We start from the raw sequence: 11,733 nt of genomic DNA on the forward strand, positions 1-11,733 counted from the left end.
GGGGCCGGTACCGGAAATCCGTACCAAACGATGATGTTTGGAGGATGGCGTGTACTCCCTTGAGCAGAGGACAAGAGCGGTCGAGCTCTATATCAAGTATGGTTTTAAAGCCACGGCTACGATACGCGAGTTGGGATATCCAAGCCGGGCACAGCTTGTAGGATGGTATCGGGAATGGCAGGACAACGGAGGCGCGCTCAGGGGGCGCAACCTAGAACGCTACTCAGAAGGGCAAAGGCGGGCCGCCGTCAACCACTATCTGGAGCACGGCCGCTGCAACGCCTATACGAGACGCGAGCTGGGATACCCCGGAAGTACGCAAAAGCTCAGAGAGTGGATAGACGAGCTGGCACCTGGCGAGAGGCGGACAGCCGAGCCCAGGACGTTCACTCTCGAAGAGAAGCAGAAAGCCGTGACAGCGCTTGTCAGACGAGCCGGAAGCGCGCAACAGATCGCCGACGAGGTCGGCTCCACGCGTTGTACCCTCTACAAGTGGAAGCGAGAGCTATTGCCTGAGAAGGAGCCCCCGATGCCCGACACAAGCAACGCCGTCTCAAATGGCGCGTCCGACGCCGGAGCCGCCAGAGCGGCTCCCGTCACGCAGACAGAAATAGATGCCCTCGAGGCCAGGAAGGCCGAACTCGAGAAAGAGCTGCGCCAACTCGAGCTCAAGCGCGACATCCTGGAGGGCGCCCTCGAGATCCTGGGAAAAGGGACGGGCGCCGACCCGGCAAACGAGCTCACGAACAGGGAGAAGACTCTGCTGATTGAGTCGCTGCGCCCCAAATGGAGGCTGTGCGAGCTTCTCTCGGCGCTCGACATGGCCCGATCGAGCCACCAGTACCAACTCTCGGCCATCGCCGCCGGGGACAGGGACGCCGGGGCGCGGGAGCTGGTCTGCGCCGTCTTCAACGCCAACGACGGCGCCTACGGAAGGCGCCGCATCCACGACGAGCTCGAGGCACGAGGACATGTCATCGGCGAGCGCAGGATAGGGCGAATAATGGCTGAGGAGAAGCTCGAGGCGCACGGCAAGGCAAAGCCCGGGAAGGCCTACAGCTCCTACAAGGGCGAGGTCTCGGAACACCCCGGCAACAAGGTCTGCCAGGACTTCGAAGCCGGACTTCCCAACTTCCTATGGCTCACCGACGTCACGCAGCTCTCGATACCGGCCGGCAAGCTCTATCTGAGCCCGGTTTTGGACTGCTTCGACGGCGCCATCGTAAGCTGGACGACCTCGACCTCGCCCAACGCCGAGATGGCCAACTCCATGCTCAAGGCGGCTTTGGCCACTACGACAGACGAGGAGCGCCGCCATCTCGTGATCCATTCGGACTGCGGCTGCCACTACCGCTGGCCCGAGTGGATCTCCATCTGCGAGAAGGCCGGCATCATGCGCTCCATGTCGCGCAAGGGGTGCAGCCCTGACAACTCCCGCATGGAGGGCTTTTTCGGCACCATGAAGGTCGAGATGCTCTATGGCAGGGACTGGGCGGGCGTCACGTTGGATGAGCTCAAGGAGAGGATAGACGCCTATATAGAGCGTTACAACAAGACGAGGATCAAGCGCTCGCTGGGCTCGATGAGCCCCCTACAATACAGGCAGAGCTTGGGCCTCGCAGCCTAGCAGCAAGGTACGGAAAAGCGGTACCGGCCCCGAACGCTCGGCAGGTTTTAGACAGTTCGCCCATGGGCATGCTGACCACCCGCGGGGGCCCACCAAGAGTTCAGCCAACAGGACTACCAGAACTACCAGAGGAACCAGGCCACTCATGCTGCAAGCCGCATCCCCTACCACCTTGGTTGAGCGTGAGACGATGAGCGCCGCGGACGCCCTCAACGAGCCCGCCTCCATAGGAAGGCAGCCGGCGCATCTGCGCAATGTAATAACGACGATCACGACACCCGTACGCAAGGTCGCCGGGTCGTGCATCCTCTTTCTGTAGAAATCGGCCACACCGCTCTTCAAGCCCATATCCGGTCATGTGTCCCGCTGCGCATGCAGGTGACTCACCAAGGCCAACGCTCGTTCGGCCGCGAAGCCCGAGTGGCCTTCCCGGGCACCCAGGCAACCAGCAACCCTACAATGACCCCAATGAAAGTCAAAGCATTACGGAATGGACAGCGAGCATGAATCAGCCGAAGTCTACCCCACAGCCGACAAGCTCCCCTCAACCGCACCAGCCTCAGCCCCAGTACCAGCAACCAGACCAGGTACCCCATCAGCAGGGTCAGCTTGGCCAACCGTCATGTCAGGTACCATACCAGCAGTCTGTCGGATGCGCTTCATCACAGCGGCTATTCCAACAGGCAGTCACCCCGCCAGCGACCAAGCCCCAACGTGCCCCAGCCCAATGGGCGATGCTAGCGCTGGGCATCGTCATGCTCGTCCTCGCATGCTGCAGCATCTACTTCTTCGTCGATGCCTACAATACCGAGATGCGGCTCAACGGCACGCACGAGTCAGGGTCGTCCTACCTCGCCGTCAGCATAGGCTACATGTTCGGTCTGATGTTTGCCGTCTTCTCCTTCCCCGCCATCGGATCTCTCACGCTGTTTCACCGCATCACACCAGTTCGCATCACCGTTAACGCCGTGTTCGCCACACTCATGTTGATGGTGGCCTTCTCCATGCTCGGCACGACCATTTCGGCCATCGCATCGTCCAGCATCATGGGTTCTCTGCCAATCCTGGAAAGCGCTGAGTTCCTTGCCTTCGTCGTGATCCCTTTCGTCTATACCGCTTGCCTCGTGGCATGCGGTATGCGCCTGAGGCGTGAGCAAAGGGCGAAGCGTCGCGCGCCCGGACTCCCGCCCGCGGCCTAGGCGTAGGCGTTTCGCGGTCGCTCTGGAACGTTTTGGCCCCAAGTGCGTGCCGCACCCGTCGCCCCCACGGTCGCGGGAGGCACGCCCGCCGCCCGCTTCCTCGCCCGATGCGCTTGGGGTGAAGCGGATGGTGCGCGATGGGCCAGCTGCGCCCCCGATTCCCCTCGAAATTGGCAGGGAGCATCACGCACTTGGGGCCAAAACGCTCCCATGCCCGCGGGGATGGGGGCGCAGGCACCCGCTGCGCGCCGGCGTCAGGGCCCCGACAAAAAATCCCCGGCCCGCTCGGCGGGCCGGGGATTGCAAATGCATGGTCGCGGGGGCTGGATTTGAACCAACGACCTCCGGGTTATGAGCCCGGCGAGCTACCAGACTGCTCCACCCCGCACTGTCTGGGCGCATCATCTGCGCAAGGAGTAACTATACGCACCGAACCATCCCGTGTCAAAGGCATTCGGTGGTACAACTGAGTCTCCATAAATCCCTCCCCCCTGTACGCGCACATCTGATAGCTCCTCAGGACATTTCATGGGCATCGCGACCGCATCTGTGCGATAATGAGAACGATTTCATGTAGTCTCACCAGCAAATATAGGGGTCATTCTAGCGTAGCAAGTGAACGGGAGCATGGGACATGGACATCACCACGGTGGCAAAGCTCGCTGGCGTCTCCCGCGCCACCGTCTCGCGCTACCTCAACGACGGCTACGTCTCCACCGAGAAGCGCCGTGCCATCGCCCGCGTCATCAAGGAGACGGGCTACACTCCCTCCCGCCAGGCAAAGCAGCTGCGCACGGGCAAGTCCAACCTGGTGGGCGTCGTCATCCCCAAGATCAACTCCGCCTCGATCTCGCGCATCGTCGCCGGCATCACCGCGGTGCTCAACGACTCCCAGTACCAGATGCTCCTTGCCAATACCGACAACAATGAGCACCTCGAGGTGGACTACCTCAAGCTCTTTGCGGAGAAGAGCCATGTCGATGGCGTCATCCTGGTGGGAACCGTCATCACCCCCGCGCACGAGCGCGCCATGGCAGGCCTACAGGTGCCGCTCGTCGTCCTTGGCCAGGAGGTGGAGGGGCACTCGTGCGTCTTCCACGACGACTATGGCTCCCAGCGCAAGATCGTGGAGCTCGTGCTGCGGCACTCCCGGCGCCCCGCCTTCATCGGGGTGACCGAACGCGACATCGCCGCAGGCCACATGCGTCATACGGCCTTTCTGGACGCATGCCGTGAGTATGGCCTTGACGTGCCCGCCTGCGCGCAGGCCACCACCGGCTTCACCATCGAGTCCGGCTACCTCGCCTGCGAGCAGCTGCTGGACGCCTACCCCCAGGCGGACGCCATCGTCTGCGCCAGCGACACCATCGCATTTGGCGCCATGGCCTGCCTGCGCGAGTACGGCCGCGACATCCCCGAGGACGTGCAGGTGACCGGCGTCGGCGACTCCGAGTATGCCGTCGTGGTCACGCCCACGCTCACCACCATCCACCACCACTACAAGACCTCCGGCATGGAGGGGGCGCGCCTGCTGATGGATGCCATCCGGCATGAGGTCCGCGTGGTTCGCAAGGTACGCCTAGCCTCCGAGGTGCTTGCGCGCGGCACGGTGAGCTAGGTCCGCTCCCCAAGTGGCAAGCCCTCAGCTGGGTGACCCGCAGCCTCATCCCCTCCCTTCCTCGCAGACCCGTGCAAGAACAGGGAGAAGATTTGTAGTGTGAGAACGATTACATAAGAGTATGATGGTTACAAGCGTGTCTGAGATGTGGCCAATCTCAGCGCATATGAGAACGTTTTCACACGTACGTACGAGCAAGGAGGGTCTAATGGCACTTGACTACTCACAAGCCGCGAAAGAGATCCTGGAGGCGGTGGGAGGCCCAGGCAACATCGTCTCGGCAGCTCACTGTGCCACCCGCCTGCGGCTCGTCATCGCCGATGACGAGAAGGTCGATCAGGCCAAGGTCGATGACGCCCTCGGCGCAAAGGGCAACTTCCAGGCATCCGGTCAGCTGCAGGTGATCTACGGAACCGGCACCGTCGACAAGGTGTACGAGGAGTTCTGCAAGCAGGGCAACATCTCCGCGGCAAGCAAGGCCGAGGCCAAGGAGGCCGCCGCCCAGCAGCAGAACGGCTTCATGCGCGCCATCAAGGTGCTCTCCGACGTGTTCGTGCCCATCATCCCCGCCATCGTTGCATCCGGCATGCTCATGGGCATCATGAGCGCCATCCAGTTCATGGGCACCCCCGCCCCCAACGGCGCCGGTCTCTTTGTGCTCGACACCACCAACGTGTGGTGGAAGATCGCTGGGCTCATCAATGCCTGCGCCCTTGCCAACCTGCAGATCCTGCTCGGCTTCTCAGCGGCGACCGTCTTCGGCGGCAACCCCTACCTCGGCGCGTCGCTCGGTGCCCTACTCATCAGCTCCGACTTCATCAATGCCAACCAAGTCGCCAATATCCTGGCTGGCAAGGTTCCCGACATCACTTCCATTCCCGTGCTCGACGTCATCCCCGGCGTCTACAGCATCCAGTGGATCGGCTACCAGGGCCACGTCATCCCCATCCTCGTGGGCGTCTGGATCCTCTGCTTCTTCGAGAAGCGCCTGCACAAGGTCGTCCCCGAGATGTTCGACCTCTTCGTGACTCCGCTCGTCTCCGTGTCCCTGGCCGCCTACATCACCATCCTGTTCATCGGCCCCATCTTCGTGTGGCTCGAGAACAACATCCTCGGCCTTCTGCAGTTCCTGCTCAGCGTGCCCTTCGGCATCGGCGCCATCGTGATCGGCCTCATCTACAGCCCGTCGGTGGTCACCGGCCTGCACCAGATGTACACCGCCATCGACATCGGCATGCTCTCCAACCTGGGCGTCACCTACTGGCTGCCCATCGCATCGGCCGCCAACATCGCGCAGGGCGGCGCCTGCCTGGCCGTGGCGCTCAGGACGCGCTCCGAGAAGACCAAGGCCCTCGCCGTGCCCTCCGGCATCTCCTGCCTGCTGGGCATCACCGAGCCGGCCATCTTCGGCGTCAACCTGCCCAGGCTCAAGCCCTTCGTCTGTGGCATGATCGGTGCCGCCGTGGGCGCGTTCATCTGCTCCGTCACGCAGCTCGCCGCCACGGGCACCGGCGTCACGGGCATCTTTGGCCTGCTGCTCTGCATCGCCCAGCCCGTCCAGTACATCATCATGTTCGCTGCCGCCTTCGGCGTGGCCTTCGGCCTCACGAGCGCCATCTACAAGGATGACGCCGATCCCACCAAGCCCAAGCTGGAGAAGAAGCCCGACGTGGAGAAGAACGTGGCCACCACCCAGGCGACCGCCAAGCAGACCGCGGCCGTTGCCGAGCATTTCGCCGGCTCCAGCAAGGGCGTCGTTCCCGAGACCGCCGCTGGCGTCGTGGCCTCCCCCATGGCTGGCACGGCCGTCCCCATGACCTCCGTGAATGACCCCGTCTTCGCCTCCGAGGCGATGGGCAAGGGCGCTGCGGTCGAGCCCGCCGAGGGCAAGGTCCTCTCGCCCGTCGATGGCCAGGTGACCATGGTTGCCGAGACCGGTCACGCCATCGGCCTGCTCTCAAGCGACAACGCCGAGGTGCTCATCCACATCGGCATCGACACCGTCAACCTCAAGGGTGCGCCGTTCACCGCACACTGCAAGGCAGGCGACACGGTCAAGAGGGGACAGCTCCTGATGGACGTCGACCTCGGCGCCATCGAGGCTGCCAACCTGCCCACTACCACCATGGTCATCATCACCAACACCGATGACTTCACGTCCATCGTTGGCAAGACGGGCGAGGTCAAGGCTGGCGACGAGCTCATCGACATTCAGAAGTAGCGCCTCGGTCCAGCATGTGTTCGTCAGGTTCTTCGAGGAACCTTCGGCGGGGGCGGCTGCAGGGTGGTCGTCCCCGCCTCGTGCGTGTGACCGTGCACGACAGTGACCTTGGCGGCACGGCCGCCAGAAGGGAGTTCCCATGTTCTCCGTTACCGCCCTTGGTGAGCTGCTCATCGACTTCACCGATGCGGGCACCTCCGCCGCAGGCCAGAAGCTCTTCGAGCGCAATCCTGGTGGCGCGCCCGCCAACGTGCTCGTTGCCTTGGAGCGCCTGGGCATGTCGACCGCCTTCATCGGCAAGGTGGGCCAGGACATGCATGGCGAGTTCCTGAGGGCAACGCTCGTGGCCAACGACGTCAACTGTGATGGCCTGGTCATGGACCCCAACCACTTCACCACCCTCGCCTTCGTGGCCCTCACCGAGGACGGCGAGCGCACCTTCTCGTTTGCCCGCAAGCCCGGCGCAGACACGCAGCTCACGCCGGAGGAGCTCAACCGCGATGTCATCGAGGACAGCCGCGTGTTCCACGTGGGTTCCCTTTCGCTCACGGATGAGCCCGCACGCAGCGCCACCGTCGCCGCGCTCGACATGGCCAAGGCCGCCGGGGCCGTCATGTCCTATGACCCCAACTATCGCGACACCCTCTGGACGAGCCCCACGGCTGCCTCGGAGCAGATGCGCTCCATCGTGCACTACATGGACCTCGTCAAGATCAGCGCCGAGGAGTGCGAGCTGCTCACGGGCTGCGCGGACCCCGAGGGGGCCACCGCGGAGCTGCTGCGGCAGGGCGTGAGCGTGGCCTGCGTGACGCTGGACGCCGAGGGTGCCCTCGTTGCCACGCGCGAGGGCACGGCGACGGTCCCCAGCTTCAGGGTCGACGCCGTGGACACCACGGGTGCCGGTGACTCCTTCTGGGGTGGCTTCCTCTGCGCCTTCGTGGACGGCAAGCTGGAGCCCTCAGACGTCACGCTCGAGGACGCCAAGGACCTTGCGCGCTTCGGTAACGCCGTCGCGTCGCTCTGCGTTCGCCAGCGTGGCGCCATCCCCGCCATGCCCACACTGGCAGAGGTGGAGAAGGTCCTGTCATAGCGCAGGGTGCAGATGCGCGTCGTGATTCCATCACATGCCAGAGGAGGCACCATGGCGGTCAGCCGCACCACAGATCCCAAGCATAATTGGCGCCTGAGATTCCACCTCCAGACCGAGACGGGTGACATCACCGATCCCAACGGTCTCTGCCAGTTGGACGGCACCTACCACTTCTTCCACCAGCATCGCAGGCTGTGGCCCGATGCGGCGCATGGCTGGGGGCACTGGACCACGCGCGACTTCCGTACCTGGGAATGGCTGGGTACCCCCATCATGCCCAGCTGTGACTTGGACAAGAACGGCTCCTATTCCGGCTCCTCCGTGGTATCCGACGGCATGATGTGGTGCTACTACACCGGCAATCAGCTGCTTGAGGGTGACCACGACCACGACTGGGCGGGTCGCCTTGCCAACGAGATCGTCGTGGTGGGCGACGGCAAGAGCTTTGGGCCCAAGCACCTCGTGCTGGGAAACGATGGCTATCCCTCCTACTGCAGCTGCCACGTGCGCGATCCCAAGGTGTGGAAGCAGGATGGCATATGGCACATGCTGCTGGGTGCCCGCGTGAGGGGCGACCGGGGCGCCGTCCTGCTCTACCGCAGCGCGGATGGCACCTCCTGGGAGATGGAGGGGTCGGCCACCAACCGTGGCGAGCATGCCTATGGCTACATGTGGGAGTGCCCCAACCTGGCCCGCCTGGACGGTCACGAGCTGCTGTTCGTGTGCCCCCAGGGCGTGCCCAAGCAGCCACTCGGCATGCAGAACATCCACAACAGCGGCTACTTCCCGCTGGAGGGCAGGCTCGTGGACCTGCTCTCCGGCGATCCTGGCCTCATGCAGGCGGAGACCCCCTACTCCTGCATCGACGAGCGCACCTTCGTCGAGCTGGACTATGGCTTCGACTTCTACGCACCCCAGCTCTTTGAGGACGAGCGGGGCCGCACCATCCTCGTGAGCTGGGCCAGCCTCCCTGACATCGAGACGCAGTACGACAACCCCACGCGCGAGTGGACCCACACGCTCACCCTCCCACGCGAGCTCACGCTCAACGCGGCCGGTCGCGTGTGCCAGTGGCCCGTCGCCGAAACGGACGCCCTTCGTGGCCAGGAGATCGTCCTCACCCAGGACGTCGCGGGCTTCACGGGCACGGTGGGCACGTCGCCCTACGACGTGTTCGACCTCGACGGGGCCGTCGGCGCGCGCTTCGCGGGCACGGCGGACGTCACGATTGACGCCATACAGTCCGGCGCCGCCACGCTACGCCTCAATGACGACCTCGAGTTCGTGGCCCTGGATGGCATGGCGGAGCTTGCCTTCACCAGCCCCGCGGGCTTTGGCCGCACCGTGCGCAGGCTGCCGCTCTCTGCGCTGTCCGCAGGACGCATCGAGAGCCTGCGCGTGCTCGTGGACACCTCCATCGTCGAGATCTACGTCAATGGCGGCGAAGTCACGCTCACCACGCGCTGGTACCCCGAGGACATCGACGATCTTCGTGTGACCTCCACCTTCCATGGCACGCACCACGCATGGGAGATGGGCTCCTACACCTTCGTCGTAAACTCATAGCCGCAGGGCTGCGCACGACGTGCCCACGACCCCAGCGCCACCCGCATACGGGGACAGCGGCTTTCCCGTACCCGCCAAGACGGCCAGGTCTATCCATTCACACGCAGATGGGACACCATGGAAACCAGTACCTTGATCACGGTCGTGGGGTCACTTGCCCTCGGCTACGCGTGTGGGAACTTCCTGACGGCAGATCTCGTGGCGCGCGGATACGCCCACAGGCCCGTCTTCGAGCTGGGCGATGGCAACCCCGGCATGGCAAACGTAGGGCACGAGCTGGGAATGCGCGCCGCCGCACTCGTGCTGGCGGGGGACATCCTCAAGACCGTCGTGGCATGGGCGACTGCACGCGCCCTCCTTTCCGAAACGCCCGGGCTTGCGGGCGTCATCGCTGGCTTGGGCGTCACGCTTGGGCACAATTACCCCTGCTGGCGGCGCTTCCGTGGCGGCAAGGGAGTGACCACCACCTGCTCTGCCATCATACTCGCCACCCCCCTGGCGGGCATGGTCGCGAGCCTCGTCGGGCTGGCCGTGGTGCTTTTCTCGGGCTACCTGTGTCTGGGGGCCGTTGCCATCACCTGGGCCTACTGGATACTCACCGCCCTCCTACGGGGCCCCGTCAGCATAGAGTCCGTCGTGGCGCTCGTTCTGACGCTGCTGATGATGCGTGCGCACTGGCCCGCTCTCGCGGGCATCCGCGCGGGCACCACGCACAAGGCGCGTCTCGCCCGCGCGCTGCGCTCCAGGCTGGGCATCAGGGGTCACACGCGTCGCTAGCCGTTCTCCAGCGCGTCAAAGCGGTCGATGCCAATGAGGATCTGCTCCACGTCGAGTGTGCCCCACAGCGTCACGTGGCGACCGCTTGCGAGGTGGATGCGCAGGTTCTGATAGCCCATGGGGAGGTTGGCACGCGCCCAGCGGATGGATGCGATGTCGCGGTAGCGGATGGTGCGCATGGGGCCGATGATGGGCGTCACACACATGCGATCGTCATAGGTGACAACCTGATAGCGGCGACAGAGTAGCCAGATGAGGAAGCTCACGACGATGTAGGTGGAGAAGAACCCCACGAGCACGGAGGAACTCGCAGAGAACACATTGATCACGCAGAGCCAGTCGAGCAGGATGCCCAGCACGCCCATGAGGATCATGGCGATGACCAGGGAGTGCGTAAGGGTGTTGGAGACGCGGTACGTGTCGTGATGGCTATGATGGCGTTCGGATATGCCGCTCGTCCACACCCACTCGAACAGCGAAGAGACCGCTGGCAGGAGGGCCATGCCCACCAGAAGGGATGCCATGCTCATGGGAGGACGCCCACCTTCTCGACCAGAGAGGAACCCTCACGCAGAGCCATCGTCATTCACCCTTCTCGCATCGTTGTGAGCCTGCATGGGGCAGGCCACTGACATCTCAGCCGCTGGTACCACTGCCCTCATCGTAGGACGCGCTCCCGCAGGGGGGTGGACGCCGGCGCCGTACGGAGGTACTTTGCCCGTACGCGGCACGGTCTTGGGGCCAGGAGGTTGGTTTGGCGCCGCGAGCGTGGCACCGCGCACGGACCCCTGGGCACGAGGCTACCCCAGCAGGTGCGTGCGCACGGCCTCGACATGCCGCTTTGCAACACCACAGGCGGCAAGGTAGCGCTCGAAGGTGCCATAGCGCCGCAGCACGCAATCGACCACAAGACCCATGCCCTCTGCCAGGCTACCCAGGTCAAAGAGGGACGTGGGGATGTCCCCGAGCGCATCCGCGCCCTCATGTCGGCCGTCGAGTAGGGCGTCCACCCGCTCCCCCGATGCGAACGAGAGCAGGTAGTCGCGCAGGATCTGGCGTCGGCTCGCGCCGCAGGTGCCCAGGATCAGCATCGCAAGCACGCCCGTGCGATCCATGCCCGCGGCGCAGTGAAAGAGGAGGCAGTCACGCTCACGCGCCTTGGCCATGAAGGCGAACGCCGTACGCACCCCCACGGCGTTATGCAGCATGGAGAGGTATCCGCTGGCAAAGAAGTTGTCCGTGTCCAGAGAGAGGTCGATGCCACCATCGTTCTCGCGTGCCTCACCCGTAGCGCGCGCGTCCTTGTCACGGAGGTTGTAGGCATGGAGGGGGACACGGGCGGACCGGATGCCCCACCGGTGCGCAAGGCGGTCGGGCGCTATGCGTGCCTCCTCGTTGCTGCGCAGGTCAAGCACCATGCTCACACCGTAGTCCGCGAGCGTGCGTACGTCATGGCGCGAGAGCTCCGACGTGCTTCCCGATCGCACGAAGCGCCGGTCGCGCGTCATGCCCCCCGGGGTCTGGATGCCCCCCAGGTCACGCGCGTTGATATCATCCTTGAGGCCCTGGAGCCCCAGCTGAGAGGGCAAGTATACATGCGCCATCTGCCAGACTCCTCTCCGGGCACCGCCGCGC

10 protein-coding genes and 1 tRNA gene are annotated in these 11,733 nt (G+C 64.3%); 8 read left to right on the plus strand and 3 right to left on the minus strand.

The window, feature by feature from the left end:
- The first annotated feature begins 37 nt into the window (after positions 1-37).
- From J2S71_RS11960 to J2S71_RS11970, 3 genes are all read left to right on the plus strand, one after another.
- Positions 38-1,627 (plus strand): IS3 family transposase, encoded by a 1,590-nt coding sequence (locus J2S71_RS11960; RefSeq protein WP_307387982.1) that lies wholly within the window; start codon positions 38-40, stop codon positions 1,625-1,627.
- A 145-nt stretch (positions 1,628-1,772) separates the two neighbouring features.
- Positions 1,773-1,946: a hypothetical protein gene (locus J2S71_RS11965; protein WP_307392251.1), complete on the plus strand. Its 174-nt coding sequence runs from the start codon at positions 1,773-1,775 to the stop codon at positions 1,944-1,946.
- Positions 1,947-2,382: 436 nt separating this feature from the next.
- Positions 2,383-2,826, plus strand: coding sequence for a hypothetical protein (locus tag J2S71_RS11970; protein ID WP_307392253.1), 444 nt, complete (start codon positions 2,383-2,385; stop codon positions 2,824-2,826).
- Between the two features lie 311 nt (positions 2,827-3,137).
- Here J2S71_RS11970 and J2S71_RS11975 read toward each other — a convergent pair.
- Positions 3,138-3,214, minus strand: a tRNA-Met gene (locus J2S71_RS11975).
- Between the two features lie 246 nt (positions 3,215-3,460).
- Between J2S71_RS11975 and J2S71_RS11980 the strand changes: the two genes are divergently transcribed.
- From J2S71_RS11980 to J2S71_RS12000, 5 genes are all read left to right on the plus strand, one after another.
- A complete protein-coding gene (locus tag J2S71_RS11980) occupies positions 3,461-4,444 on the plus strand; it encodes a LacI family DNA-binding transcriptional regulator (protein WP_307392256.1) in 984 nt (327 codons plus the stop codon).
- A gap of 208 nt (positions 4,445-4,652) precedes the next feature.
- Entirely contained in the window at positions 4,653-6,665 is a 2,013-nt protein-coding gene (locus J2S71_RS11985) for a PTS sucrose transporter subunit IIABC (RefSeq protein WP_307392260.1), read from the plus strand.
- Positions 6,666-6,804: 139 nt separating this feature from the next.
- Entirely contained in the window at positions 6,805-7,755 is a 951-nt protein-coding gene (locus J2S71_RS11990; protein WP_307392263.1) for a PfkB family carbohydrate kinase, read from the plus strand.
- Positions 7,756-7,806: 51 nt separating this feature from the next.
- Positions 7,807-9,321 carry a glycoside hydrolase family 32 protein gene (locus tag J2S71_RS11995; RefSeq protein ID WP_307392266.1) on the plus strand — a complete coding sequence of 505 codons (1,515 nt, stop codon included), beginning with the start codon at positions 7,807-7,809 and terminating at the stop codon, positions 9,319-9,321.
- A gap of 117 nt (positions 9,322-9,438) precedes the next feature.
- Positions 9,439-10,098: a glycerol-3-phosphate acyltransferase gene (locus J2S71_RS12000; protein WP_307392268.1), complete on the plus strand. Its 660-nt coding sequence runs from the start codon at positions 9,439-9,441 to the stop codon at positions 10,096-10,098.
- On the opposite strand, the gene J2S71_RS12005 is transcribed toward J2S71_RS12000, so the two are convergent.
- Positions 10,095-10,628 (minus strand): hypothetical protein, encoded by a 534-nt coding sequence (locus J2S71_RS12005; protein WP_021725989.1) that lies wholly within the window; start codon positions 10,626-10,628, stop codon positions 10,095-10,097. The genes J2S71_RS12000 and J2S71_RS12005 overlap by 4 nt on opposite strands.
- Positions 10,629-10,898: 270 nt before the next feature.
- On the minus strand, positions 10,899-11,702 hold the full coding sequence (locus J2S71_RS12010) for a tyrosine-protein phosphatase (protein WP_307392274.1): 804 nt from the start codon (positions 11,700-11,702) through the stop codon (positions 10,899-10,901).
- Positions 11,703-11,733: the final 31 nt, after the last annotated feature.

The organism is Olsenella profusa DSM 13989 (assembly GCF_030811115.1).
GTDB classification, from domain to species: Bacteria; Actinomycetota; Coriobacteriia; order Coriobacteriales; family Atopobiaceae; genus Olsenella_F; species Olsenella_F profusa.

Coding starts and splice junctions, on each gene's coding strand:
- J2S71_RS11965 (WP_307392251.1), top strand. CDS start 1,773: ATGCTGCAAGCCGCATCCCCTACCACCTTGGTTGAGCGTGAGACGATG.
- J2S71_RS11970 (WP_307392253.1), top strand. CDS start 2,383: ATGCTCGTCCTCGCATGCTGCAGCATCTACTTCTTCGTCGATGCCTAC.
- J2S71_RS11980 (WP_307392256.1), top strand. CDS start 3,461: ATGGACATCACCACGGTGGCAAAGCTCGCTGGCGTCTCCCGCGCCACC.
- J2S71_RS11985 (WP_307392260.1), top strand. CDS start 4,653: ATGGCACTTGACTACTCACAAGCCGCGAAAGAGATCCTGGAGGCGGTG.
- J2S71_RS11990 (WP_307392263.1), top strand. CDS start 6,805: ATGTTCTCCGTTACCGCCCTTGGTGAGCTGCTCATCGACTTCACCGAT.
- J2S71_RS11995 (WP_307392266.1), top strand. CDS start 7,807: ATGGCGGTCAGCCGCACCACAGATCCCAAGCATAATTGGCGCCTGAGA.
- J2S71_RS12000 (WP_307392268.1), top strand. CDS start 9,439: ATGGAAACCAGTACCTTGATCACGGTCGTGGGGTCACTTGCCCTCGGC.
- J2S71_RS12005 (WP_021725989.1), bottom strand. CDS start 10,628: ATGAGCATGGCATCCCTTCTGGTGGGCATGGCCCTCCTGCCAGCGGTC.
- J2S71_RS12010 (WP_307392274.1), bottom strand. CDS start 11,702: ATGGCGCATGTATACTTGCCCTCTCAGCTGGGGCTCCAGGGCCTCAAG.